General features: G+C 66.7%; 24 protein-coding genes. 18 read left to right on the forward strand and 6 right to left on the reverse strand.

The genetic code is table 11. The annotated features are described in order from the left end of the window. Window positions 1–29 precede the first annotated feature (29 nt). The 3 genes from atpD to RCH21_RS01685 are packed head-to-tail and all read left to right on the forward strand — an operon-like array spanning window position 30 to window position 2234. On the forward strand, window positions 30–1493 hold the full coding sequence (gene atpD, locus RCH21_RS01675; RefSeq protein ID WP_120147954.1) for a F0F1 ATP synthase subunit beta: 1464 nt from the start codon (window positions 30–32) through the stop codon (window positions 1491–1493). A gap of 5 nt (window positions 1494–1498) precedes the next feature. Then, a complete protein-coding gene (locus RCH21_RS01680) occupies window positions 1499–1792 on the forward strand; it encodes a F0F1 ATP synthase subunit epsilon (protein ID WP_120147953.1) in 294 nt (97 codons plus the stop codon). A gap of 10 nt (window positions 1793–1802) precedes the next feature. Further along, window positions 1803–2234: a DUF2550 domain-containing protein gene (locus tag RCH21_RS01685; RefSeq protein WP_326962937.1), complete on the forward strand. Its 432-nt coding sequence runs from the start codon at window positions 1803–1805 to the stop codon at window positions 2232–2234. A gap of 34 nt (window positions 2235–2268) precedes the next feature. Here RCH21_RS01685 and RCH21_RS01690 read toward each other — a convergent pair whose 3' ends face one another. Next, window positions 2269–3477, reverse strand: coding sequence for an N-acetylglucosamine-6-phosphate deacetylase (locus tag RCH21_RS01690; RefSeq protein ID WP_326962939.1), 1209 nt, complete (start codon window positions 3475–3477; stop codon window positions 2269–2271). A gap of 60 nt (window positions 3478–3537) precedes the next feature. Continuing rightward, window positions 3538–4233 carry an endonuclease NucS gene (nucS, locus tag RCH21_RS01695; protein WP_326962940.1) on the reverse strand — a complete coding sequence of 232 codons (696 nt, stop codon included), beginning with the start codon at window positions 4231–4233 and terminating at the stop codon, window positions 3538–3540. Between the two features lie 382 nt (window positions 4234–4615). On the opposite strand from nucS, the gene RCH21_RS01700 reads away from it, so the two are divergent. The 3 genes from RCH21_RS01700 to RCH21_RS01710 all read left to right on the forward strand — a co-directional run bounded on the left by RCH21_RS01700 (window position 4616) and on the right by RCH21_RS01710 (window position 7157). Continuing rightward, window positions 4616–5842 carry a hypothetical protein gene (locus RCH21_RS01700; RefSeq protein ID WP_326962941.1) on the forward strand — a complete coding sequence of 409 codons (1227 nt, stop codon included), beginning with the start codon at window positions 4616–4618 and terminating at the stop codon, window positions 5840–5842. 131 nt (window positions 5843–5973) lie between these two features. After that, window positions 5974–6297: a hypothetical protein gene (locus tag RCH21_RS01705; protein WP_326962942.1), complete on the forward strand. Its 324-nt coding sequence runs from the start codon at window positions 5974–5976 to the stop codon at window positions 6295–6297. Window positions 6298–6359: 62 nt separating this feature from the next. Then, a complete protein-coding gene (locus RCH21_RS01710) occupies window positions 6360–7157 on the forward strand; it encodes an alpha/beta hydrolase (protein ID WP_326962943.1) in 798 nt (265 codons plus the stop codon). A 30-nt stretch (window positions 7158–7187) separates the two neighbouring features. Here the strand turns inward: RCH21_RS01710 and RCH21_RS01715 are convergent, their stop codons facing one another. Continuing rightward, window positions 7188–8504: an AI-2E family transporter gene (locus RCH21_RS01715; protein ID WP_442784643.1), complete on the reverse strand. Its 1317-nt coding sequence runs from the start codon at window positions 8502–8504 to the stop codon at window positions 7188–7190. Between the two features lie 279 nt (window positions 8505–8783). Between RCH21_RS01715 and RCH21_RS01720 the strand changes: the two genes are divergently transcribed. The 7 genes from RCH21_RS01720 to RCH21_RS01750 all read left to right on the forward strand — a co-directional run bounded on the left by RCH21_RS01720 (window position 8784) and on the right by RCH21_RS01750 (window position 17053). Further along, window positions 8784–10556, forward strand: coding sequence for a hypothetical protein (locus RCH21_RS01720; protein WP_326962944.1), 1773 nt, complete (start codon window positions 8784–8786; stop codon window positions 10554–10556). 62 nt (window positions 10557–10618) lie between these two features. Continuing rightward, window positions 10619–11575: a tetratricopeptide repeat protein gene (locus tag RCH21_RS01725; protein WP_326962945.1), complete on the forward strand. Its 957-nt coding sequence runs from the start codon at window positions 10619–10621 to the stop codon at window positions 11573–11575. 38 nt (window positions 11576–11613) lie between these two features. After that, on the forward strand, window positions 11614–12726 hold the full coding sequence (locus RCH21_RS01730) for an NADH:flavin oxidoreductase/NADH oxidase (protein ID WP_326962946.1): 1113 nt from the start codon (window positions 11614–11616) through the stop codon (window positions 12724–12726). A 91-nt stretch (window positions 12727–12817) separates the two neighbouring features. Further along, window positions 12818–13627 carry an ABC transporter ATP-binding protein gene (locus tag RCH21_RS01735; protein ID WP_326962947.1) on the forward strand — a complete coding sequence of 270 codons (810 nt, stop codon included), beginning with the start codon at window positions 12818–12820 and terminating at the stop codon, window positions 13625–13627. Further along, complete coding sequence (locus tag RCH21_RS01740) at window positions 13609–15174, forward strand: transporter (protein ID WP_326962948.1); 1566 nt, start codon at window positions 13609–13611, stop codon at window positions 15172–15174. The genes RCH21_RS01735 and RCH21_RS01740 overlap by 19 nt, the downstream gene beginning before the upstream one ends. 233 nt (window positions 15175–15407) lie before the next feature. After that, window positions 15408–16085 carry a DUF6318 family protein gene (locus RCH21_RS01745; protein ID WP_326962949.1) on the forward strand — a complete coding sequence of 226 codons (678 nt, stop codon included), beginning with the start codon at window positions 15408–15410 and terminating at the stop codon, window positions 16083–16085. A 476-nt stretch (window positions 16086–16561) separates the two neighbouring features. Further along, entirely contained in the window at window positions 16562–17053 is a 492-nt protein-coding gene (locus RCH21_RS01750) for a PKD domain-containing protein (RefSeq protein ID WP_326962950.1), read from the forward strand. Window positions 17054–17239: 186 nt separating this feature from the next. Here the strand turns inward: RCH21_RS01750 and RCH21_RS01755 are convergent, their stop codons facing one another. Continuing rightward, window positions 17240–18616 (reverse strand): HNH endonuclease, encoded by a 1377-nt coding sequence (locus RCH21_RS01755; protein WP_326962951.1) that lies wholly within the window; start codon window positions 18614–18616, stop codon window positions 17240–17242. Between the two features lie 210 nt (window positions 18617–18826). Between RCH21_RS01755 and RCH21_RS01760 the strand changes: the two genes are divergently transcribed. The 3 genes from RCH21_RS01760 (at window position 18827) to RCH21_RS01770 (ending at window position 22695) form a co-directional block, all read left to right on the forward strand. After that, window positions 18827–19129, forward strand: a complete 303-nt coding sequence (locus RCH21_RS01760; protein WP_326962952.1) for a DUF3039 domain-containing protein — start codon at window positions 18827–18829, stop codon at window positions 19127–19129. Between the two features lie 333 nt (window positions 19130–19462). Then, entirely contained in the window at window positions 19463–20920 is a 1458-nt protein-coding gene (locus RCH21_RS01765; protein ID WP_326962953.1) for an MFS transporter, read from the forward strand. Beyond that, window positions 20917–22695 carry a DEAD/DEAH box helicase gene (locus tag RCH21_RS01770; protein WP_326962954.1) on the forward strand — a complete coding sequence of 593 codons (1779 nt, stop codon included), beginning with the start codon at window positions 20917–20919 and terminating at the stop codon, window positions 22693–22695. Before RCH21_RS01765 ends, RCH21_RS01770 begins: the two co-directional genes overlap by 4 nt. A 66-nt stretch (window positions 22696–22761) precedes the next feature. On the opposite strand, the gene RCH21_RS01775 is transcribed toward RCH21_RS01770, so the two are convergent. Next, window positions 22762–23385 carry an isochorismatase family protein gene (locus RCH21_RS01775; RefSeq protein WP_120147936.1) on the reverse strand — a complete coding sequence of 208 codons (624 nt, stop codon included), beginning with the start codon at window positions 23383–23385 and terminating at the stop codon, window positions 22762–22764. Further along, window positions 23382–24695 (reverse strand): nicotinate phosphoribosyltransferase, encoded by a 1314-nt coding sequence (locus RCH21_RS01780; RefSeq protein WP_326963220.1) that lies wholly within the window; start codon window positions 24693–24695, stop codon window positions 23382–23384. The genes RCH21_RS01775 and RCH21_RS01780 overlap by 4 nt, the downstream gene beginning before the upstream one ends. 132 nt (window positions 24696–24827) lie before the next feature. Here RCH21_RS01780 and clpS point away from each other — a divergent pair, with 132 nt between their 5' ends. Next, window positions 24828–25136 carry an ATP-dependent Clp protease adapter ClpS gene (gene clpS / locus RCH21_RS01785; RefSeq protein WP_326962955.1) on the forward strand — a complete coding sequence of 103 codons (309 nt, stop codon included), beginning with the start codon at window positions 24828–24830 and terminating at the stop codon, window positions 25134–25136. 9 nt (window positions 25137–25145) lie between these two features. Next, the gene (locus RCH21_RS01790; protein WP_326962956.1) at window positions 25146–25721 is read left to right on the forward strand and encodes a DUF2017 domain-containing protein; all 576 of its coding nucleotides are present in this window, start codon (window positions 25146–25148) and stop codon (window positions 25719–25721) included. The last annotated feature ends 75 nt before the right edge of the window (window positions 25722–25796 follow it).

The raw sequence follows: 25796 nt of genomic DNA on the forward strand, positions 1-25796 counted from the left end.
ACGCCATCTACGTAAATGAAGTGAGAGAGATGACTGCCCAGACTGTTGAACACGGTACGGACTCAGTTGCCCCCGGCGCCACCGGCCGTATTGCACGTGTCATCGGCCCGGTTGTCGACGTCGAGTTCCCGGCCGACGCAATCCCCGCAATGTACAACGCCCTCACCACCGAGGTCACCCTCAACGGTGTCACCCGCCTGATCACCTTCGAGACTTCGCAGCACCTGGGCGACAACCTCGTACGGGCGATCTCGCTGCAGGCCACGGACGGTCTCGTCCGCGGGACCGTGGTGCAGGACACCGGATCGGCTATCTCCGTCCCCGTCGGTGACGGGGTCAAGGGCCACATCTTCAACGTCCTCGGCAAGCCGCTCGACGTCGACGAGTCCGAGCTGCAGATCACCGAGCGGTGGCCCATCCACCGCAAGGCCCCCAGCTTCGCCTCCCTCGAGGGCTCCACGGAGATGCTCGAGACCGGCATCAAGGTCATCGACTTGCTGACCCCCTACATCAAGGGTGGGAAGATCGGTCTGTTCGGTGGCGCCGGTGTCGGCAAGACCGTCCTCATCCAGGAGATGATCACGCGTGTCGCCCGTAACTTCGGCGGCACCTCGGTGTTCGCCGGCGTCGGTGAGCGTACCCGTGAGGGCAACGACCTCTGGGTCGAGATGGAGGAGGCCGGCGTTCTCAAGGACACGGCCCTCGTGTTCGGCCAGATGGACGAGCCGCCAGGAACGCGTCTTCGCGTGGCGCTCTCGGCCCTGACCATGGCGGAGTACTTCCGCGATGTGCAGAACCAGGACGTCCTGCTCTTCATCGACAACATCTTCCGTTTCACCCAGGCGGGTTCCGAGGTGTCGACCCTGCTGGGCCGCATGCCGTCCGCCGTAGGCTACCAGCCGAACCTCGCCGACGAGATGGGCCTCCTCCAGGAGCGCATCACCTCGACGAAGGGCCACTCGATCACGTCCATGCAGGCCATCTACGTGCCTGCTGACGACTACACCGATCCGGCTCCGGCAACCACCTTCGCGCACCTCGATGCGACCACTGAGCTCTCACGCGAGATCGCGTCCCGTGGCCTGTACCCGGCCGTGGACCCGCTCGCCTCGACCTCGCGCATCCTGGCCCCCCAGTACATCGGCAACGATCACTACAACACGGCCGTCCGCGTGAAGCAGATCCTGCAGAAGAACAAGGAACTGCAGGACATCATTGCCATCCTCGGCATCGACGAGCTCAGCGAAGAGGACAAGGTGATCGTCGCGCGTGCGCGCCGTATCCAGCAGTTCCTCTCGCAGAACACCTACACCGCCAAGCAGTTCACCGGCGTCGAAGGGTCGACGGTCTCCATCAAGGACACCATCGAGGGCTTCTCGGCGATCTGCAACGGCGACCTCGACCACATCGCGGAGCAGGCGTTCTTCAACATCGGCGGCCTCGACGACGTCGAGCGCCAGTGGGCCAAGATCCAAGAGCAGACCGGTAAGTAGCGCCGATGGCGACACAGGGCGAACTCCAAGTCGAAATCGTCGCGGCCGACCACTTCGTGTGGTCGGGCGCGGCGCGCGTGGTCAATGCTCGGACCGCCAACGGCCAGATCGGGATCCTTCCCGGCCACGCGCCGATCCTCGCAATCCTCGAAGCCGGCGAGCTTTCGGTGGTGCCGGTCAGCGGCGAGCGCCTGGTCGTGGGTGTGGACGGAGGATTCTTCTCGGTCGATTCCAACCGCGTGGTGATCGTGGCGGACAACGCCAAGGTCGGCGGCTCGGTGACGCCGGAATCCGCTTAGGGTCCTGAGCATGGAGGTACTGGGTGTGACGTTCATCAGCCTCGCGGTCGTCTTCGGACTGCTCGTGCTCGTGATCGGCGCATTCCTCCTCCGCCGGTATCAGCTGAACCGTGCCCTCGGCACCTTCGACGCCTCCATCCGCCTCCCTCCGAAGGGTTGGCGGGTGGGGGTTTGTCGTTATACGGACAAGAACCTGGAATGGCTCAGTCTCCTGTCCCTGAGCCCCATCCCCAGATTCCGTTTCCTGCGCAGTTCCCTCGAGGTGGAGGGTTGGCGGTCTCCCACGGAGGCGGAGCGTGTCCGCATCCAGCCCGGAGCCATCGTCGTGCAGTTGGCCTATGAGGGCGAGCCCTTCGATCTGGCGATGAAGTACGACGTCTACGCGGGCCTCTCCTCATGGATCGAGGCGGGTCCGGTCATCGGCATCGGGACGTGGCGCTGATTCCTCTACCGTGGCGCTGAAAAGCCAGGGGATGTCAGAGCTCCAGGGGCCGGATCCAGGTTCCACTGCGGAGGACGCCTTTCAGCTCGAGGTCCTCGGACACCACCAGCGCATCGGCCCGGAGGCCGCTGCGCAGGCTCCCCACTTCGTCCGCGAGTCCCAGGACGCTCGCCGGGACCGATGTCGCGGAGCGAACGGCGTCGACGATGCCCACTCCGGCCTGAACCGAGCACCGAACGACGTCGAGGAGGCTGCCCGCGCCGCCGGCCAGGGCTCCGGTCGCCATGAGTACGGCCGAGTCGCCGACGACGGTCACCTCGCTGCGTCCCAACCGGTAGGTTCCGGAGGTGCAGCCCGTCGCCGACGTCGAATCGCTGACCAGGCAGATGTTCTCCGACCCTGCGATCGTGAACGCCATCCGCACCGTCTCCGGGTGGAGGTGCACATTGTCCGCGATGAGTTCGACGGCGATCTCGCCCGCGCGGGCGCGCTGCAGCAGCAACGGCACCGGCCCGGGCGAGCGGTGGTGGATCACGGGCATCGCGTTGAAGAGGTGGGTCGCCGTGGGCCTGCCGCTGAAGCCGGCGAAACCGGTGGACGCCAGCTCCTCGTTGATGAGGTCCAGCGCGGCCGCCGTTCCCTCCGTGGAGCTGTCCGTATGGCCTATCGACGGGATGACGCCGTGCATCACCAGCTCGTACACGAGGACGTCGCTCCCGGGGAGTTCGGGGGCATACGTCATTGAGGCCAGGTGCCCGCGCCCGGCGGCCACGAGCCGCGCGACGTCCTCCTGCGTCGGCAGGAGCAGGAAAGCGGGGTCATGGGCTCCGTTGCGATCCTTCGACAGGAAGGGACCCTCCGCGTGGATGCCTGCCACCAGTCCGGCTTCGACGGCCTCGGACAGGCGGCCGAAGGCGGCCTCGAGGTCCTCGAGAGGTGCCGAGCAGGTACTGGCCAGGACTGTCGTCGAGCCGCTCCGGTGGAGGTGTGCCGCAGCCGTCTCGATATCGGTGGCTGAACCCGAGGTGAAGTCGCCTCCTCCCGCACCGTGGCAGTGGAGGTCGATGAGCCCGGGGAGGATCAGGTAGCCCTCGGGCAGGTTTCCTCCGGCGATGTCCCCGGTGTCCCGGCCGGCCGCGGTGATGCGGGTGCCGTCCCAGTGCAGCACGCCGTCGTCGATGATGCCGGCGTCGGTCACCAGTCGTCCGGAAAGGGCAGTGGGCGTTCCGCTGGAGAGGGCCATGGTCCGATTCTAGGCCGTCGTGGTTCCGGCCCTCCGGCGGAGGACGGGACCGGGGTGGGCCTAGAAGAGGCGGGAGGCGCTGTCGTCGACCCCGCGCATCGCGTCGTAGTCCAGGGTCAGGCAGTCGATGCCCCGATCGATGGCCAGCACGCGTGCCTGCGGCTTGATCTGCTGCGCCGCGAAGACCCCCCGCACCGGCGACATGATCGGGTCCCGGTTGAGCAGCTCGAGGTAGCGGGTGAGCTGCTCGACGCCGTCGATGTCGCCGCGGCGCTTCAGCTCGATGGCCACCGTCCGCCCCTCGGCATCACGGGCGAGGATGTCCACGGGCCCGATGGCCGTCATGTACTCGCGGCGGATGAGGGTGAAACCGGCTCCGAGGAGCTCGATCTGCTCGGCGAGGAGGCGCTGCAGATCCGCTTCGACGCCGTCCTTGACGAGCCCTGGGTCGACCCCGAGATCGTGCGAGGAATCATGGAACTGCTCGCGGATGTTGATGACGAGCTTGTCGTCGCTCTTGCCGTGCTGCACCGTCCAGACCTCGGTGATGCCCTCGGCGCGGTCGGCATCGTCGGGCGGGGTCAGGCGCAGTGTGGCGGGCGGACTCATCCAGTTCAGGGGTTTGTAGGAGCCGCCGTCGGAGTGCACCAGGACGGAACCATCGGACTTCACCATGAGCAGCCGGGTGGCAAGGGGGAGATGCGCGCGGAGGCGGCCGATGTAGTCGACGGAGCAGCGGGCTATGACAAGACGCACAATCAACCTTCGGATCTACTGCGGGTGGATGCCCGGCCGCGGTCACGGATGGTCGATCCGCCGGCGGTCGGACCTGTCCATTCTAGGGGCCCGCTGGGCCGGGTCCGGACTCCTGCGGGGTCCTCAGGATTTCGACAGCGGGCGGTTCGGGGTCTGCCGGAGCAGCCACTACTTGGTCGGCTTTGGAAAACACGAGTGTTGCCGAGCCTGAAGTACGCACCGACACTTGACCCAGGCAAACAATATTGGGCCACCCCAGACATGCCTCCCGGCGGCAATCCCTACAGTGTCAACAGATTGCCCTGCCCCCAAACCCAACCACGCACGGCCACTTCCATACGCAGATTCGACTACCCGCAGCGTTGCGAGGCAGGAATCCCCTATGAAATCACGCAGGTACATCACAGGTCTCGCCGCTGTCGGGCTGCTCGTCGGCGGTGCGGTCGGACCGCTCGCTCCGGCAGCGAACGCCACCCACACCCGGGCGCACACGTGCCTGCAGGCCGGCGGTGTCTATACGGAAGCGGCTACACAGGGCGGGGACCGGTGCGTCGTCACCACGAGGACTTTACCGGTCACCGTGGCCGGCGTACCCGAGACGACGTACAGCAATGCGGTGCCTTTCGGCTCTCCGATAGTCGTCGATTCGCCCGCACCATTGGTTGATGCGACGACGGAGACGGAGACCCGTGATGTCGGAGATCCTGTCGTGGTGGAGACCGAGCGTCCTGGTACCCCCTCGGTCAGCTCCGAAGAGATTGATGCCGGGGAGTCCACGGCGGTCCCGGTGGTCGTTGCCGGCACGCCGGTGACGACCACCCGCACCGAGCGCGGGACACCGACCAGCACCGATGCACCCGGCACGCGGAACTGCCAACGTGTCAACAATGACAAGGGTGCCAAGCCCGTCGAGCGGTGTGAGCGGACCGTCGTGACGACCACCACGACGCCGACGACCGTGATCACCACCGTCACCACCCCGCAGGAGCGCGTCACCACGACGACTCAGCTGCGGGAGACCGTCACCACGACGACCACGCCGGTGACCGAGGTGTCCACCTCCAGCCAGCAGCAGGAATCCTGCGTGACGACCACGCAGCCCACTTCGTTCACCAGGACCACGACGCAGGCGACGACACAGACGCGCACGGTGACCGTTCCGCGGACGAGGACCGCGACGACCACGGTGACCACATACCGGTACGAGCTCAACACGACAGCCCCGCTGGTGCTGGTGGTATTCCCCATTGCCGCCAACCCGCGGATAGTCGTCAATGAGACGGCCCTTGCCCCGTTGGTGACGACCTTCCAAGAGGCCGGCGAGCCGGTGATCACCAACGAAACGTTCCCCGGTGAGGACCTGGTGAATACGCTCTGCGCACCCGCCGCCCCTGAGGTAACGGTCACGGAAGCTGCGGCCCCGGACGATGTGCAGGAGGTAACGACCCCGGCTAATCCCGAGGTCACCGTGGACCGCGAAACCTTGGCCCCGCTCGAGACCGAAACCAGTGCACCCGGGGCGCCGGTCGTGACGTCCAGCACCCGCGGGACCGGTGACACCTGCTACAACAACCCCGCCACCGCAGAGCAGCGGGCCAGCCGCTGCTAGCAGGCAGACAGCGCGAAACAGGCCTCCCCGGTGCGGGTTCGTACCGGGGGAGGCCTTCCGCGTGGCAGCACGTTCCGACGGAGGCCCCGACCCGTTTCCACGGACAGCCCCCGGTCGGGCAGACTGTGACGGTGCCCCGTTCCAACCGCCCGAACCGTCCCCGCGGTTCCTCACGGCCCAAGTGGGCTGCGCCGCCGGAGGAGGACCTCGAGCGGTCCCGCGTAGGGCTGCCCCTGCGGGAGACCGCGCCCGACGGCGAGTGGTCCGTGAGGCGCATCACCGAGCGGAACGCGGCGAAGACGTATACGTGCCCCGGCTGCAACTCGTTCATCCTGCCCGGGATCGCGCACCTGGTGGTGTGGCGCGAGGACTCGCTGTTCGGTCCCGAGGCAGCGCTGGCTGACCGGAGGCACTGGCATGTGCGGTGCTGGCAGACGCGGAGCTTCCGTTACTGAGGCTCTTCCCGCAAGCCCGAGGGGCCGCCTCGGAGGCCGGCAGACCCACCTAGACTGGTCGGATGGCCAGCCGCGACACCCCCGAGTACACCTTCAGGACCAGCCACGAGGCAGTCGAGATCCGCGCGTCGACGGTGCTTCCCGCGGATCGTCGGAACATCGAGCTGCACACGGCGGACGGGCTGACGCTGGTGGGGGAGTTCGCCGCACCCGCGGGCGGTCGGGCACCGCAGGCCACGCTCGTGACGCTTCATCCCCTGCCGACGCACGGCGGCTTCATGGACTCCCACGTGTACAGGAAGGCCTCCTTCCGGCTCCCGGCCCTCGCCGACATCGCCGTCCTGCGGTTCAACACGCGCGGCACCTGCTCGCCGCGGGGCTGCAGCGAGGGTGCCTTCGACGGCGGCGACGGCGAGCGCCTGGACCTGCAGGCCGCAGTGGACTGGGCCGTGGCGCAGGGGCTCCACAACATCTGGCTCGTGGGCTGGTCCTTCGGCACCGAGCTGTGCCTCAAGTACGGCGCGCGGGACCCGGTGGCGGAGCTCATCGAGGGGGCCATCCTGCTCTCGCCGCCACTGCACCGGGCGGACGATGACGACCTCGCCGCCTGGGCAGCAGCGGGCCTGCCGTTGAAGGTTCTCGTTCCCGAACACGACGACTACCTGAAGCCCCCGGAAGCATCTGAGCGCTTCGCGGCCGTGCCGCAGGCGGAGGTCGTTCCCGTGAAGGGTGCGAAGCACCTCTGGGTGGGGGAGAAGTACGCCGCGCGCGCGCTCAACGAGATCGCCGACGTCGTGCTGCCCGCCCCGGTGTCACCGCTGCCCACCATGTGGGAGGGTCCGGCGGCTACAGCCCCGTAGGCGGAATGCCGCCGACAGCTTGAACGGGGCCTATTGGCTGTCCTGACGCGCGATGAAGACTTCCTTGAGCAGCAGCATCACGGCTGCCGCCGTCGGGATGGCGATCAGTGCGCCGAGGACGCCCAGGAGGCTTCCGCCCGCGATCACGGCGATGACCGCTACCGCCCCGGGGACCGCTACTGCCCGCTGCATGATGCGGGGCGAGATGAAGTACGCCTCGAACTGCAGGTATGCGATGTACGGAATGGCGAACAGCAGGGCGGTGTGCCATCCCACGGTGAGGGAGATCAGGGTGACCAGGACCGCGGCGATGGTTCCGCCGACCAGCGGGATGAAGGCCAGCAGGGCGACCACGAACGCCAGCAGCACGGAGAACGGTACGTCGGCGAACGACATCACGATGAAGGCGAAGGTGCCGTTCAACAGGGCGACGCAGGCCTGCCCGATGACGTACATGCCGACGCTGCGGGTGATCTCCTCGGACAGGACCTCGACGCGCGGGCGGCGTGATCGCGGGGCGAGCCGGTACGCCCACTTCTTCATGGACGGCAGCGACGCGAGGAAGTAGAGCGCCAGCACCAGGATCACCAGGGCCCCGAAGAGTCCGTTGACGATGACCGTCCCGACGCCAAGAACCCCTCCGAAGATACCGCCGACGGCCGAGCTGTTGGCAAGGAATCCATCGATCTCGCTGCTTACGCGCTCCCGGACCTGGAACTGCTGGTCGACGGTCGTGAAGAACTCGGAATTCAGGAAGTCGTCGGCATATTCCGGCGCGCGGTCGATGATCTGGGACGTCTGGTTGACGATGGTCGGGATCAGCAGCGCGAAGAAGCCGACGACGATGCCCACGAGCACCAGCAGGGAGACCGCGATTCCCGCAGGGCGCGGTACGCGCTTGGTCTCGAGCCACCGGACGATCGGGTCGAGGCCGAGGGCGATGAAGAGTGCTGCGCCGATCCAGACCAGGAGCTGACCGACGTTGGTGATGATGAAGAAGGCGAGCAGCGCAAGGCCGACGCCGACACTCATCATGAAGCCGAAATGTATGGGGTGGGTTTGCATACTCGGCGCTCTGACTCCACCGAACTTGAGGCGTTCGTCCGACAGGGAGACGCCAGGGTCGACGGCGATGGGAAGGGGCTCCAGCTCCGGGAACTCGAAGCGCGGCCGTGGCTGTGCCGAGGGGAGCGACCTGCGGGCGAGCGAGAAAAGGCTCCGGAGAGTCGACGGCGGCGGTGTCACGATGACGGACCGATCAGCTGCGGACAGGCCGTTGTCGCTGGTTCCGGCCCCGTCAGGCCGAGGAAGCGGCTGATCGAGCGGGAGGTCCTGGTGGTCTGTCAACGAAGAGCTCTGCTTTCACGTGAGCGGTGCGTCTACCGCGGGTCTAGCGAAACCCTAACAGTCAGGGCATGCGGGCGAGGTTCTTGACGCGGGGCGATCCGCGCCCCGGCAGGACCGTCCGACGGTGGCGCGGGCGGGCGCCGCTCAGGGCCGATCGAACGGTAGGAACTTCGTTACCATTGAGTGACTATTCCTGCGTGGACTTCCGAGCGGCATGCCGGACCACCAGAGCGGAAGGGGCCACGCGGTCCGCCGTAAACGGACGACGATAGGCAATCAGTGCGCGTTAAGACAGCAGTACCGATCATCGTGGCAGGGCTCCTGCTGATGCTTCTCGGCATCGGGCAGCGGACCATCTGGGCGCCGGCGGAAACGGTGACGGCGAGTGTTGCGCAGGGTGCGCAGTCCGCGCCCCTCACGGTGATCGAGCCGGGTGCGCGTGGTTCCGAGGGCGGCTCGGTCGAGGTGACGGTGACTGCCGACGGGCCCTTCACCCTCGCCGTCGGACGGGCTTCCGACGTCGAGGCATGGGTGGGGGATGCGGCGCATCTCAGCGTGACCGGTATCAGCGAGGACGCGTTGTCCAGCGAGCGCGTCGACGGTGAGGACTCCGTGCCAGACCCCAGCGGAAGCGATCTCTGGGTCAGCGAGGAGCCGGGGGACGGCACGCTCACCTACCGGTGGAGCGAGCCCGTCGAGGGGGACTGGTCCATCCTGCTGGCGGCGGACGGGAAGGCGCCGGCTCCGACCGACGTGTCCGTGACGCGCCCGAACGACCAGTCGACCCCCTTCGCGCTGCCCCTCATCATCGGTGGCGCCCTCGTCGTCGTGCTCGGAATCGCACTCCTGTTCATCACCCCCCGCGCCCGGGGGAACAGTGGCACTCCCGGTAGCCGGGACGAACCTGCCCAGGGAACCCGTGCCTATGCACGCAGGCAGGCGCAGGACGGCAGGACGGGGGCTGCGTCCTCCATCGCCACGCCCACCGCCGTCGTCGTGGTGACCGGACTGATCGGTGCCGGATCCCTGCTGGGGATCGCACCGGGAATGGCGACGACGTCGCCGTCGCCCTCCGTCTCGTCCACGGCATCCCCATCTCCCTCCTCCACTGCGACGCCGACCTCGGCCGCCACGGGCGCGCCGTCCGCAGGCAGTGAGGCGAGTGGCCCGCCAGTCGTCCTCGAGAGCCAGCTCGAGCGCATCCTCGGGTCCGTAGCCTCGACCGTTGCCGACGCCGACGCCGCCTCCGACGCCAAGCGCCTGGCACCTCGGGTCGCCGGCGCCGCGCTCGATCTCCGCTCGGGGTCCTACGCCGTCGGCGCGAAGGACGCGAAGGCAGCCGCGCCCGCGCCGGTTGCCGATGCACCCTTGATGCTGGAGATGGTCCCGACCGGTCCGGAATGGCCGCGAACCATCGTGGCGCTGACACAGGGCGAGCAGAACCCCGTACCGCAGGCGCTCCTGCTGGTTCAGGAGACGCCCCGCGACAACTACAGGCTGACGTCAGCGGTGCAGATGCTGCCGGGAAGCACCTTCCCATCCGCTCCAGCGCCCGGCGCTACCGGCCCGGTGCCGCTCGAGGAAGCCGGAACGCTCGCCACTGCCCCGCAGTCGGCCGTGGCCTCCATCGCGGACTTCCTCACCAAGCCCTCCGGTGCCAACAAGGAGACGTTCGAGGAGAATTCGTTCGCCGAGGCGATCACCGAGTTCCAGGCCGGCGTCGTCGCCGACCCGGGCAACGAGGCCGCCACCATCACCTTCAGCCACGCAGCCGAGGAGGACCGCACACAAGCCCTCCTCTCGGGTGACGGCGGCGCCATGGTCTTCGGATACCTCACCCACACGTACAGCAGCCTGCCCAAGTCCCCGGGGGACACCATCGACCTGAAAGGGACGGTGTACCAGTCCCTGACGGGCAAGGATGTCAGTGAGAAGGGCATCGACGTCAATTACGGCGAAGCCGTGATGATGTATGTACCACCCGCGGGGAGCGACGATAAGATCCGGGTCATCGGCGCCGCACAGCAGTTGTTGTCGGCCACACTGCGCTGAACAAGGCTTCATGCCGCCATCGGTCGGCAACCCACCAGCAGCAGCCAGAGAAAGGCAGAGCATTGTCCACACCAGCACAACGGGGCGGTATCCCGCCGTCAAGCATGAACCTGCGGGGAGCGGTGGACCTCTCCGCCCTGAAGGCACGCGCGGAAGCGGCTGCCCGACCGGCAGCGGCACGGCAGGCGCCTGCTGCACAGAGCCCCTACATCGTCGAGGTGACGGAGCAGACCTTCCCGCAGCTGGTGCAGCTTTCGTCCCAGGTGCCCGTCATCGTGAACCTCCGCGCCCCGTGGAGTGAGCAGTCCAACCAGGTGACGGCCGTCCTCGAGGCCGCTACCGTGGCGTCCGATGGCAGGATGCTGCTCGCGAACGTCGATCTCCAGGCACAGCCTCAGATCGCGCAGGCCTTTCAGGCGCAGGGCGCACCGACCGTCGTCGCGGTCGTGAAGGGACAGCCGGTACCGCTGTTCGAGGGCGTCCTTCCTGAACAGCAGATCCTGGGCTATCTCGACGAGCTCATGAAGGTCGCCGAGGCCAACGGCGTCACGGGCAGCCTCAACGACGGGTCGCAGCCCGACGCCGCAGAGGCGGAGGAGCCGCCTCTGCCGCCGTTGCACCAGGAGGCTTTCGACGCCATCGAGAAGAGCGACTACGCAGCCGCCGCAGCCGCGTATCGGCGTGCGCTCATGGAGCAACCCGCGGATGCGGAGGCGAAGGCAGGTCTGGCGCAGGTCGAACTGTTGGAGCGGGTCCAGAACCTCCGGGCCGACGTCGTGCGGCAGCGCGCAGCCGACGAGCCCGACGCCTTGGACGCCCAGCTCACGGTCGCCGACCTCGACCTCACGGGCGGGCATGTCGAGGACGCCTTCAACCGCATCATCGCGTTCATCGGGCGCACCGCCGGCGAGGACAAGGAAGCGGCGCGCAGGCGACTGCTCGACCTGTTCGACGTCGTCGGCGTCACCGACCCCCGCGTGACGAAGGCGAGGAGCGCGCTCGCCCGCGCCCTGTTCTAGACCACGTCCATCCCCGCCCGACACCATCGAAGGACGACATGACCTCCGCAGTCACCCGGACCGGTAACCCCGGTCTCTTCGACCCGATCACGCTCCGTTCGCTCGAGCTCCCGCACAGGGGATGGGTGGCAGCCATGTGCCAGTACTCCTGCGACCCGGACGTGGCCGCGGGTGTGCCCACGGACTGGCACCTCGTGCACCTCGGCCAGTTCGCCACCGGCGGCGCGGCGCTCATCATCACCGAGGCGGCGGCCGTCAGCCACGAAGGGATGATCAGCCCCCGCGACGCCGGCATCTACACGCAGGAACAGGCCGACGCGTGGCGCCGCATCAACGACTTCGTCCACGAGCACAGCGCCGTCGGGACGAAGACGGCAGTGCAGCTAGCCCACGCCGGCCGGAAGGCGTCGACCTACTGGCCCTTCAGCGGCCGGCACAACTCCGTGCCCGCTTCGGACGGTGGTTGGGAGACCCTCGGTCCGACGGAGGAGGCCTTTGGCAAGTACGCGGCACCCCGGGCGATGACCGAGGAGGACATTGACGGGGTCATCCGCGATTTCGGTCGTGCTGCGGTACTGGCCGTCGACGCCGGATTCGACGCCATGGAAATCCATGCGGCCCATGGATACCTGCTCCACCAGTTCCTCTCGCCGCTGGTCAACACCCGTACGGACGGCTGGGGCGGCTCGGAGGAATCCCGCTTCCGCCTGACGCTCGAGGTGATACGCGAGGTCCGGCGCGTCATCCCGGAGACGATGCCACTCCTGCTGAGGATCTCGGCCTCCGACTGGACGGAGGGCGGGATCGATGGCGCGGTCTCCGCGCGGCTCGCGAAGTGCGCGGCGGAAGAGGGCGTCGACTTCGTCGATGTCTCCTCCGGTGGCGCGGTCCCGGCTGCTCCGATCCCGGTCGGCCCTGGCTATCAGGTCGCGCTGGCCGAGGAAGTGCGGACCTCGGGCGTTCCGACCGGCGCCGTCGGGCTCATCAGCGACCCGCACCAGGCGGACGCCGTGATCCGGAACGAGAGTGCCGACGTCGTGCTGATCGCCCGGGCCGCGCTTCGGGACCCGCACTGGTGGATGCGGGCAGCCCACGAGCTCGGACATGAATTCGTCCCTGTACCCCAGTACGAGCGCGCCGGCGGTTTCTGACCGGGATCCGCCTCCTCGTCCTCCTCCTACGGGTGGCTTTTCCTCCTTTGGGATGACGAGCAGCCCGCGTGCCCGTTGCTAGCGTGGGCGCATGAGCTCTCTGGTGCCACTACCGTCCGACGAGAACAACCCCGAAGCAAGGGCCGGTAGCGCGGCGCTGAGCATTCGTGGGCTCGCCAAGCGTTTCGGCGAGAAGATCGCGGTGAACGGCGTCACCCTCGAGGTTCCGCAGGGTTCGTTCTACGGGCTGGTGGGACCCAACGGTGCGGGCAAGACCACGACACTGTCGATGGCGACCGGCCTCCTTCGACCGGACTTCGGCCAGGCTCTCGTGCACGGCGTCGATGTGTGGGCGCGGCCCCTCGAGGCGAAGAAGCTGATGGGCATCCTGCCCGACGGCGTCCGACTGTTCGATCGCCTCACGGGCGAGCAGCTCGTCACGTACGCCGGATTATTGCGCGGAATGGACCGTGCGACGGTCGCAGAGCGGACCGGCGACCTGCTGCGGGCTTTCGACCTCACGAACGACGCCGGCACACTGGTGGTCGACTACTCCGCCGGTATGACGAAGAAGATCGCCCTCGCATCGGCCCTGATCCACGCTCCGAAACTGCTGGTCCTCGATGAGCCCTTCGAATCCGTGGATCCCGTGTCGGCAGCGAACATCCGGGACATCCTGGCGAATTACGTGCAGTCCGGAGGGTCGGTGATCGTCTCCAGTCACGTGATGGACCTCGTCCAGCGCATGTGCGACCACGTTGCCGTCATTGCCGCGGGTACTGTGCTCGCCGCAGGGACGGTCGACGAGGTCCGGGGTGACGCGACGCTGGAGGACCGCTTCGTGGAGCTTGTCGGTGGCCGCAATACGTCGGACGGGCTGTCGTGGTTGCGAACCTCCTGAGACTGAAGCTCCTCCTCCTGCGTAACTCGCTCAAGCGCAGTACCGCGCAACTCATCGGCGTGATCCTCGGCGGCCTGTACGGACTCGGAATCCTCTCCCTGCTCGTCGTCGGTCTCGTGCTGCTCGGATCGGCCGACGTGGAGTTCATCCGGACGGTCCTCGTGATCGGTGGCTCCGCAGCAGTCCTCGGGTGGCTCGTCATTCCCATCGCGGCGACCGGCATCGACATGACGCTCGACCCGGCGCGCTTCGTGACGTTCGCCATCCCGATGCGCCAGCTTCTCGCAGGGCTGGTGCTCGGTGGACTGGTCGGCATCCCCGGCGTGGTTACCCTGATCGCGAGCCTGGCGCAGGTGCTCACCTGGATCCGCTATCCGGCGGCAGCGCTCACAGCGCTCGTGTGCGGGCTGGTCGCGGTGCTGCTATGCGTCGTAGCCTCCAGGCTCGTGACGACGGCGGTGTCCTCCATGACCGGTTCCCGGCGGTTCAAGGACGTCAACGGGATCATCGCCTTCATCCCCCTGATCTTCCTCGGCCCCATCATCGGGGGAGTGACGGCGGGTTTCCAGAACTCGCCGGGATTTGCATCTTCGTTGGCCGACGTCCTCGCCTGGACTCCGCTCGGAGCCCTCTGGGCAGCTCCGGCCGACGTCGCAGCGGGCGAGGCCGGGCTCGCCGTCGCCCGATTCCTGATCGGGGCGGCGACGTTGGCGTTATTCCTCGTGCTGTGGAGCCGGAGCCTCAGCCATGCACTCGTCACTCCGCCCTACAACGCGGTCACCAAGCGCGCGGGTGGAAATCTCGGGTTCCTGGGCCGCTTCCCGGCGACGCCTGCAGGAGCCGTGACGGCCAGGGCCCTGACCTACTGGTTCAGGGATCCGCGGTACTCCGCCTCGCTGGTGATCATCCCGTTCGTCGCCGTCCTGTTGTTCTTCTCCGGGGGCGCGTCAGGAGAGGCCTTCGCCTTCCTCGGCCCGATCACGGCATTCCTCATGGCGTGGTCCATCTCCGCCGACATCTCCTACGACAACACGGCCTTCAGCTTGCACGTGTCCACCGGAGTGAGCGGGCGCGACGACCGGTCCGGACGTGCCGCGGCGCTGCTGGTGTTCGCGTTGCCAATCACCCTGGTGTTCACCCTGGTGCCGCTGGTGGTCGCCGGCCGCATCGGAGATGCGCCGGCCATGCTGGGACTGTCCCTGGGACTCCTGCTGACTGGCGCCGGGCTGTCGAGCGTCGTCTCGGCCCGGTATACCTATAACGTTCCACTGCCGGGGGAAAGTGCCTTCAAGACTCCTCCGGGCACGAACTTCACGATGTTCGCCGTGCAGTTCATCGGGTGGTTGGTGATGCTGCTCCTTGCCTTGCCCGAGATCGTCCTCGCCATCGCCTATTTGGTGACCGGCAATATGCTGTTCGGTTGGCTCGCGTTGCTGGTCGGGGTGGCACTGGGAGCAATCCTGCTCGTGGTCGGCATTCGGATGGGTGGTCGTTGGTACGACCGCAGGGCGCCCGAGTTGCTGCTGGCGGTCTCCGCCAACCGTTGATTCGGCTGCCGGTCGAGCCCCGTGCGTTTGTGCGCATGGAGCCGCGACGAGCGGCGTGGAGTGCCAGTTGGAACCGTCGGGGTGCTCGCGACCCCTCTGGAACGCTCGTGGTATCCCGAACGCCGTGCCTCCCATCTGATGGCAATTTCGCTGTGCATAACCCGTAGCGCTATCCGACCTCCCGGCTATGCTGGGCCGTTCCGGGTGTCGGGCAAGTGTGATGGGGGAATTGCATGTACTTCATGCGATCGGTTGGTCTTGGACGAGTGACTCCGGTAGTGGCAGGTGCGGCAGTTGCAATAGTGCTCCTGAGTGGCTGCCAGGGTGACCCTGATCCTGCCGCCACCCAAACCGCTGGTCAGCCGTCGCCGTCCTCATCTCCGGCGGGCCCTGATGCGTCGCCGTCAGCCTCCGCGTCCGCACCTGCCAGTTCCGAGCCGTCGCCTGCGTCTTCAGCCGGTCCCGCCGCCAACCTTCCAATTCCTGCGAAGCCGGCGCTCGCTGACGAGAATTCGGCCGAGGGGCTGGAGGCGTTCACGAAGTACTGGTTCGAGCTCTTCTCGTACGGTTACGAGACGAATGATTGGGTGCCTTTCGAGGCTGTCACTGGCGAAAATTGCAGGACGTGCAATCAGGTGAAAGAAGTGGTGCAGGGCATCTATGAAGATGGTCAGTGGATCAGCGGCGGGGAATTTGAGGTGCTTAGCTTCAGCACAGACTTTACAATCAACACCGAGGGGTCTGTGCAAGTATTTGTCGATAATGAACAGGCGGAAATCACCTACTTTGAAAACGATGGGAGCGCATTCCCTTCAGAACCCGCAACCGAGGCGATGGTGGATGTCATTTTTGCCTCCTATGCCCAAGGTGGTTGGACGGCCCTCGATTTTGGACGGCCAGAGGGAACGTAATGCGTCAAATATCACTGGTTGCCGTCTCCCTGGTCCTAATTGTAGGTCTTCTCACGCCGACAACCTCGGCGATAGCCGATGGTGTACCGCCAAGTGCGAGGGCCGACAGTAACGAGTTCGTTGCCACTGCGAAATCTGGTTCCCAGAAGCATGATGCACCACCGCAGAGCCCATCTGATTCGACTCCGACTAGTGCAAACCCTGTGGTTTCGCCTATCGATGACGGAGTTGATTACACCTATGTTCGGGCCTGTACTGCTGGGGTCGGTAGTGATCTGGATCCAGCGCGGTGTCCGCGAGTAGATGCCCGATGTGATGCTCAGGATGGTGGTGTCCTGGTGAACTGGATTGAAGTGGATAGCAACGTGCAGCCGGCATCTCAGACTCCCACCGGACGGTCGTCCTGTATGTACCCCGGTTCGCCACCAGAGCCTCCTGTTGAAGGGGCAACTTCAGCCGTGGCGGAGGCTCCGGTTGTGATCACGATCGAGGAGTTTCAAAAGCAGCCCGTCCTGGCGGCGGCGGTCGTGTCACAGCCGCTGAATTTCGGGCTGAGGAACGCGCATTCCAATATCTATGCCAAGGCTGTAGAGCAGAATTTCACATTTGAGTTTCAGGACGCGATGATCGTGCTCAAAGCACGACCAGTGTCCTACGAATGGTCCTACGGGGATAGCACGAGTGCGACGACGTCGACGCCGGGCGGCCCGGTAGACGGGGTGGCGTTCAATACGCAGACTTCAACCAGTCATCAGTATGTGCAGACGGGTGACTTCACGTTGACATTGACGACGTTCTTCGCGGGAGATTATTCGGTTGACGGAGGTCCGTTTCAGCCGGTGGCCGGTGAGGCCTCAGTGATATCGGAGCCACACCTGATGAGTATCTGGCGGACCAAGGGGCACAACGTGAGTGAGAACTGCATCGAGAACCCGACCGGCATCGGTTGCGAAGCCCCCACCCGCTGATATCGCTCACCCGCAGGACTGGTCCCACCGGTCACACCGCCTCGAGTATTGCCTTCAGTGCACGCCAAGGTTGATGCCCATATCCGCATGATGCCAGCTGCGCAGTTGGTGGGTGCTGAATGCTTGGCGATCCGGCGATCCGGCGATCCGGCGATCCGGCGATCCGGCGATCCGGCGATCTGGCGTTCAGGTGCTCAGGGGGTTGGGGGTGTCGTAGTAGGTGTTGCCGGCGGGAGAGCGTGCTTGAAGGGTGCCGTTGGATTGTTGGTCGTAGTGCCAAATGCCTTCGCTTTTGAGCATGTGGTGTTTGCGGCAGAGGTGGGCGAGGTTGTTGTGGGAAGTGGTGCCGTGATGGGACCAGGGCCTGGTGTGGTCGAGTTCGCAGCGTGAAGCCGGGGTGGTGCAGCCGGGGTGTCGGCAGGTTTGGTCGCGGACGCGTAACCATTTCTTCAGGTCGGCAGGAACGGCATAGGAGGTGCGGCCAACGCTGAGGACCGTCCCGGTTTCGGGGTGGGTGAGAATGCGTGTGAAGGAGGGGGCGTGGGCGGCGAGGCGTCGGGCGATGTCGGCGGGAATGGGCCCGTAGCCTTCGAGGTCGGCGGGTTCGTTGTCGACGCCGAGCAGCGTCAGGACGGGCACGGTGACGTTGATATGGGCTCGCACACGCTGACCACCAAAGCCAGTTGATCCACAGGAACCACCAGAATTACCGGAACTTGAAGAGGCAGGCGGGGCCGTCGACCGTGATGCTGCCGACTGTGATGAGGCGCGGTTCGCCTCGAAGCGCCCGTCCAATAGTCGGTGGTCTTGCTCGTCACTGGGGTGGGGGCGGTCGTCGAGCAGGAGGTCTGTGAGGATGTCGGCGCGCAGTTGGGGGAGGGTTCGTCGCTCGTGGGGCGTTTGGAGGGCTCTGGCGGTGTGAGTCAGTCGGGCGTCGATGGCTGCGGCGTCGGTGGCGGGGAGATAGGCGTGAAGCCAGGCCATAGCGTCGTCGGCTGGTTCAACGTCGATGCGCCGGTTCTCGGTGGCGCTGCGGGCGCGGTCTTGAAGTGCGGTCGGGTGTAGTCGGGTGCGCAGGCGACGGGCCCGGTACGACAGGCGGGACACGGTGGTCACCTGGGCGACGGGTAGGAGCGCTTCTTCCATACGTGTCGCGGTGGTGTGGGGTAGGCCCGCGTATTCGTGGAGCAGGGCAGTGGTGTGGTCCCAGGTGATGGTTCCTGCACGCAGGGCGACGAGAGTTGGTCGGTGATGGTTGATCAGGAGCATCGCGTGTTGCACGAGGCGGTGGGCGGTGCGTTCGGAGACCCGGAGCAGGCAGGCGAGTTCCGTGGCGGTCGTGGTGTCCGCGAGGTTCGTCCTGGGCCGCTTGATGACAGGGCCCGAAGGGGATCGAGTGGTGGGTTGGGACAGGTGGGTCAGGAGTCGATGCTCGAAGAGCACCCGCATATGTTCGGTGGCGATCGCCAGTTCTGCATCGATATGTGCTTTCTCGGCGCTCAGGGAAGTAATCCGAGCAGTTATGTGCTCGAGGTTCTTCAAGTCCTCCGAATTCGTAGCCATACCGCAATTATGTCCCCTGCCACCGACAATTCTGGCCACTAGCCGACGTGCATTCAATTGAGCGGTAGGTAATCATCGCCGAAAGACAAGAAGAGAGTCTCGACGAATATCAGTCGCCCGGAAAAGGCGAATATCGGTCGTCCCGAAGAACAGTCGGAGCGCTACCGAGCACCACCTGACCAGCGCAGCCTCGAGCGATAGACTGAGCCCATGACTATGCCTCCTGATCCCTTCGCAAACGATCCACTCGATGCCGGTACTGGCGGCTCGACGGCGACCATCGAACGTGAGGAACTCCGTCAGGAGGTCGAGCCCGGCGACGCAGAACGCTTCTCGCACTATGTCCGCAAGGAAAAGATCATGGAGTCCGCCTTCACCGGCGAACCAGTGATTGCCCTCTGCGGCAAGGTATGGACTCCGGGCCGTGACCCGGAAAAGTTTCCTGTGTGCCCGGAGTGCAAGGAAATTTACAACGGGCTTCGCCCAGGTGGCGACGACAAGCCGAAGGACTAGGACCCCGCCCCGCTGGTGGATTCTGAGCGGCTCGGATAGCTCAAGCGGCCGTTGGCTGCGCAAACCAGGAGAAGACGCGCCGCCTGACGCTTCGAAGGGCTGAGCAGTGCGGCACCGCCGACTTTTCCGCGGCTTCGGCAAGGCACAGTTCGCAACGTGGCACCCCCGTACTGCCGCGGGTTCAGTAACGCGGGGCTTCAGCAGTTCGCAACGTCGCACCCCCCTAAAGCCGCAGGTCCGGCAACGCGGGGCTTCAGCAGTCCGCAACACCGCAGCCCCACCAGTCCGCAGCCCCCGCAACACCGCAGACCCACCCTCAGCAGAACAGGTGACATGAGCAAGGCCACACGTAGAACGTCCGATACGCCCGTCGGAGCGATGTCTCCTGAGTTGCGGCCGCTCACCATCGGCATCCTGGCCATCATCACCTGCGCCGCCTTCGAGGCCATGGCCGTGGTTACCGCGATGCCGTCCGTGGCGCGCGAGCTGTCCGGGGAGTCGAGCTACGGCCTCGCGTTCTCGATGTACCTGACTGCCTCCCTGCTCGGCACGGTCGTCGCCGGCTCCTGGTGCGACCGCAAGGGCCCCCGCCCCGCTCTCGCGGTCGGGATGGCCCTCATGATCCTCGGACTGCTCGCCGCAGGAGCCGCGCCGGCTTTCTGGCTGGTGACCGTCGGCCGGGCCGTGTCGGGGCTCGGCGGGGGCTTCATGATCGTGGCGGTGTACGTCGTGATCGGCCGTTCCTTTCCGCAGCGAGCGCAACCCGTCGTCTTCGGCTGGCTCGCCGCGGCGTGGGTTCTGCCGGCGCTCATCGGGCCGGTGGTCGCGGGGTTCGTGACCGAGCAGTTCGGGTGGCGCTGGGTGTTCCTCGGCGTGGCTCCGGTGGTGCTCGCCGCAGTTCTCATCGTGTGGCCGAAGACCAGCCAGCTCGGACCCATCGCGTCGGTCGAGACTGGCTCGGCCCGGACACGCACGCTGCGCGGGTTCGCCCTCGCCGGTGGTGTCTTCGCAGCGCAGTGGGCTGTCGTCCGGCTCGCCGATACGGAGAAACCCGACGCCGGTAGCGTCACCGGCCTGACACTGCTCGCGGCAGCCGGCGTCGTCGTCGTCCTCCTGGTATTGCCCGCGCTCCTGCCGAAGGGCACCCTCGTCCTCGCGCGGGGTCTACCCAGCATCATCGCAACGCGCGGCCTCGTGAACATCGCGTTCTTCGGTACCGAAGCCTTCATCCCGCTCATGCTGGTGAGCTCCCGCGACCTGAGTCCGGGGACCGCCGGGCTCACCCTGAGCGCCGGCGCTCTCGGGTGGAGCGCCGGATCCTTCGTCCAGGCACGGGTGACCTTCGCCCGCCAGTGGCTGCTCGTCGCGGGCTCGTCCATCCTGTCCATGTCCCTCGGTCTCTTCGCCCTCGCAACCGCCCTCGAGGCACCGCTCTGGGTGCTCGCCGTCGTCTGGGGACTGTCCGGCTTCGCCATGGGCATGACGCTCTCCAGCACGTCGGTCCTCGTCCTGAAGCTCTCGGCGCAGAGCGAGCAGGGACGCAATTCCGCGGCCCTGCAGATCTCCGACCAGCTCGGCGGCGTGGTCGGAACGGCCGGCGCCGGAGCGCTGTTCGCACTCCTGCACGACGACGGCAATCCGGGACACGTCCCCACGTTCGTTGCCATCTGGCTGGCTCTGTGGGTGTCCACGGCAGCAGGTATAGTTTCGGGTCTGAGAGGGGCCGGGTCTTCGGACGCCGGGCCAAGCTCGACCCCCAGCAAGTCAATGGAAGGTACTGTCCTGGCGTGAGTAGTGACACCCTGTTCGGTGCCGGCGGAGCCCTGCCCCCCGCATACCCGGAGCGCGCGGCCTGGGGGACGGCTCCCAAGCTACGCCAGTGGCAGAGCGAGGCCCTGAAGAAGTACTTCGACGAATCGCCCAGTGACTTCCTCGCGGTCGCAACCCCTGGTGCGGGCAAGACGACATTCGCCCTCCGGGTCGCGACCGAGCTCGTGGAGCGCGGAATCGTCAACCGGATCACCATCGTCGCCCCGACCGACCACCTGAAGCGCCAGTGGGCTGATGCCGCTGCGCGGGTAGGCCTCGCCATCGACCCGAACTTCAAGAACGCCGACGGTCGCCACGGAGGCGCCTTCATCGGCGTGGCTGTGACGTATGCGCAGGTCGCGAGCAAGCCGATGCTGCACAGGGCGAAGACGGAAGCTGCCCGCACCCTGGTCATCCTCGACGAGATCCACCACGGTGGAGACGCCCTTTCCTGGGGTGACGGCATTCGTGAGGCGTTCGAGCCCGCAGCCAGGCGCCTCGCCCTCACCGGAACGCCCTTCCGCTCCGACACCGCCGCGATCCCCTTCGTCGAGTATGTCGAGGACCGGGACGGCATCCGCCGGTCGCGCGCCGACTACACCTACGGCTACGGGCAGGCGCTCCGCGACCACGTGGTCCGTCCGGTCATGTTCATGGCCTACTCGGGCCAGATGCGCTGGCGCACCAGTGCAGGCGAGGAGATGGCAGCGTCCCTCGGCGAGGCCGCCGTGACCAAGGACATCACAGCGCAGGCCTGGCGTACCGCCCTGAACCCTGCCGGGGAGTGGATTCCCGCCGTCCTCGCCGCCGCGGACAAGCGCCTCACCGAGGTGCGCCGCACCGTGCACGACGCCGGTGGCCTGGTCATCGCGACGGATCACGACGATGCCCGCGCCTACGCCGGCCAGCTGAAGAGGATCACGGGGGAGTCCCCGACAGTCATCCTGTCCGACGACGCCAAGGCCTCCTCGAAGATCGAGGAGTTCTCCGACAGCGACAAGCGATGGATGGTCGCAGTCCGCATGGTCTCCGAGGGTGTGGACGTTCCGCGACTCGCCGTCGGCGTCTATGCGACCTCGACCGCCACGCCGCTGTATTTCGCGCAGGCCGTGGGCCGCTACGTGCGTGCCCGACGGCGCGGGGAGACGGCGTCGATCTTCCTGCCGTCGGTGCCCATCCTCATGGCGCTGGCCAACCAGCTCGAGCTCGAACGCGACCACGCGCTCGACCGGCCCGAGAAGGACGACGAGGGCTTCGGTCTCGACGATGGACTGATGGAAGCGGCGAACCGCGAGGACAAGGCGTCGGACTCCCTGACCAAGCAGAAGTTCGAGGCGCTGGAGTCGCAGGCATCCTTCGATCGCGTCCTGTTCGACGGCGGCGAGTTCGGCACGGGCGGCGAGATGGGGAGCGAGGACGAGCTCGACTTCCTCGGCATCCCGGGACTGCTCGACGCCGATCAGGTGGGCCAGCTGCTGCGCCAGCGCCAGCACGAGCAGCAGTCCCGCCGGAAGGCGAGGGGTTCGGCGGCGCCGGCAGCGGATCCGCTCGTCGTGGACCACCGCCAGCTTACGGAGCTGCGGAACCAGCTCGCCAAGAACGTCTCTGCGTGGGCTGCGCGAACGGGTATGCCGCACGGTCAGGTGCATACGGAGCTGCGGCGCGAGTGCGGCGGACCCGCCGTGGCCCAGGCCAACGAGGACCAGCTCCAGCGCCGGCTACAGAAGCTTCAGGACTGGTTCATCGGCAAGAAGTAGGACGGGCCCAGGGACACGACAGGCCGGGCTGCGCGAACCAGCCCGGCCTGTGTCCGTGGTAGGAATTCAGCGCTCCAGCTCCACGCCGGCGGCCGCCAGCTCCTCGAGGACGTCCTCGGTGTTGTCCTCATGCACTCCGCGCGTGAGATCCGTCAGCAGCGTGACGGAGTAGCCGGCCTGCAGCGCATCGAGCGCCGTGGACCGGACGCAGTAGTCCGCTGCCAGACCCGCGATGACCACGTCGTCGACCTCGTGCTCGCGGAGCCAGTCGTCCAGCGTCATCGGGTCCTCGCTGTTCTCCACCGACCCTCCGCCCAGCTTCTGCTCGCCGGTGGGCACCTCGTCGTCGGGCGCCTTGACGCCCTCGAAGCCGGAGTAGGCCGCCTCGAACTGACCCTTGCGGAACACGGCGTCGATGCTCTCCGTGTCGAGGTCGCGGTGGAAGTCCGAGCCCTTGGTGCCGGCGACGCAGTGGACGGGCCACGAGTCGATGAAGTCCGGTGTCTCGGAGAAGTGCGCACCCGGGTCGATGTGCCAGTCCTGCGTGGCGACGATGTAGTCGTACGAACCTGCCTGCTCGTCGATGTGGTCGCTGATGTCGGCCGCGACCTGTGCGCCGCCCTGGACGGCGAGCGAGCCGCCCTCGCAGAAATCGTTCTGCACGTCCACGATGACCAGTGCGCGCGTCATGATGCCTCCTCGTATTCGGTGGGGATGACTGGTTCGCCGCGCTGCAGGCGGCGGACTGCTCCGGGTAGCTCGGCCATGGACAGTGCGTGACGCTCGGCCGCGCGGGTGACGGCCTCGGGTCCGGTCCAGCCCGGCAGGAGGACGCCCTCCTTCACGAACTGCTGCATGAGGGGACGGTCATTGCCGTCGTCGGCGGGACTGATACCGACCCCCACCACCTCGACCTGCGCGGTGCCGTGCTCGTCGAGGCGGCGCAGTGCGTCTTTGATCCCGCCGACCGAGGCCTTGTTCTTGGCAGCCTTGGCCACGGAGATGAAGGTGCCGTCGTCGTCCTGCCTGCTCACGAGCTTGTAGACCATGCCCGCGGTAGGTGCTCCGGAGCCGGTCACCAGCGAGGTGCCGACGCCGTAGGAGTCGACGGGAGCGGACGCGAGGAGGCCGATGGCGAACTCGTCGAGGTCCGACGTGACGACGATCCTTGTCGTGTGGTTGCCGAGGTCATCGAGGAGCTGGCGCACCCAGCGCGCCTGAGCGACGAGATCTCCCGAGTCGAGCCGGACTGCTCCCAGGTCAGGACCCGCCACCTCCACGGCGGTGCGTACCCCCTGTTCGACGTCGTACGTGTCCACCAGGAGCGAGGTGCCGCGGCCGAGCGAGGCGACCTGGGCCTCGAAGGCGGCTCGCTCGGAATCGTGCAGCAGGGTGAAGGAGTGGGCTGCGGTGCCCACCGTCGGCAGGCCGTACCGTCGACCGGCTTCGAGGTTGGATGTGCTGGCGAAGCCTCCGATGATGGCGGCGCGGGCCGCGGCGACCGCCGCCTCCTCGTGCGTGCGACGGGATCCCATCTCGATGCACGGCCGCCCGGCCGCAGCGCCGGTCATTCGGGAGGCGGCCGAGGCGATGGCGCTGTCGTGGTTCAGGACCGACAGGATCAGGGTTTCGAGGATGCACGCCTCTGCGAAGGACGACTCGACCGTCAGGATGGGGGAGTTGGGGAAGTAGGCCTCGCCCTCGGCGTACCCCGAGATGGAGCCCGTGAAGCGGAAGCCCGCCAGCCAGTCGAGGGTGGTGTCGTCGACGATCCTGTGGTCGCTGAGGAACGCGAGCTGCGCCTCGTCGAACCGGAAGGTGGCCAGCGCCTCGAGGAGGCGGCCCGTTCCTGCGACGACGCCGTAGCGCCGCCCCGCCGGGAGGCGCCGGGCGAAGGCCTCGAAGACCGATCGGCGGTGTGCCGCCCCGGAGTGGAGGGATGCCTGCAGCATCGTGAGCTCGTACTGGTCGGTGAAGAGGGCGCTGTTCGGCGCATCCACGGCAGGGGGGGCCGAACCCGCGTCAGGTGATTCAGTGGTCAGGGCATCAGTCACCCTCAAAACGATAGCGGGGCGTCCGCTGTAGGAGTACCAGGCCACCGGGCATCGGTGATGCGACCTAGAATGGACGGTATGACAGTAGGCTTTGCAACCGGCACCGACACCCAGGAGAAGGTGCGGACGACCGAGAAGACCGACCTCGACCAGCCCTGGGTCGTCGTGGTCTGGAATGATCCCGTGAACCTCATGAGCTACGTCAGTTACGTGTTCCAGTCCTATTTCGGCTACACCGAGGCGAGGGCGCGGACCCTCATGCTCGAGGTGCACGAGCAGGGCCGTTCCGCCGTCGTCTCCGGCAGCCGCGAGAAGGTGGAGCAGGACACCGTAGCCCTGCATTCGTACGGACTCTGGGCCACCTTCGAAAAAGCCGGAAGCGAGTAAGCCCACCCCATGGCGAAGCACTTCAAGTCGACCCGACGCGGTATCACCGGAGCGCTGGAACCGGGTGAGGCGCGCCTCCTCGGCGCCCTGCTCGACGACGTCATCTCGATGCTCGAGCCCGAGACGGCGCCGAGCGAGGATCCGTTGGCCGCGCTCGTCGGCATGTCTGGTGCCGATGCCGAGGCCACTACGCCGGACGATTCCGCCGTCCGCCGCCTCCTGCCCGACGCTATCCGCGGGGACGACGACGAAGCCCTCGCGTTCCGCCGGCTGACCGAACGTTCCCTGCGGGAGCAGAAGATCGGTGCCCTGCGCGGCAGCGCCCTGCTCATCGAATTCAGCCCCATGACGCTGAACGACGAGCAGGCGAGGCTCCTGGCACAGGCGCTCAACGATGTGCGGCTCGTCCTCGCGGACCGGCTCAGGATCGAATCCGAGGCGGACGCCGAACGCCTCCACGACATCGCGGACTCGAAGGATGTCGACGACGTCGAGTCCTATCTCGCGCTGGTGTACAACTTCGTCACCTGGCTGCAGGAATCGCTGGTGCAGGCCATGTTGAAGGCCGTTCGCCTGGATCGCTGAGGGCCCGGCACGCGTGGTCTGTGATGCACCCCACGCAGAGGCGAATAGTTTTCGTCGGCGGCACGTCTTATTCTC

This window comes from Arthrobacter sp. PL16, assembly GCF_035985055.1.
Classification (GTDB): Bacteria; Actinomycetota; Actinomycetes; order Actinomycetales; family Micrococcaceae; genus Arthrobacter_D; species Arthrobacter_D cheniae.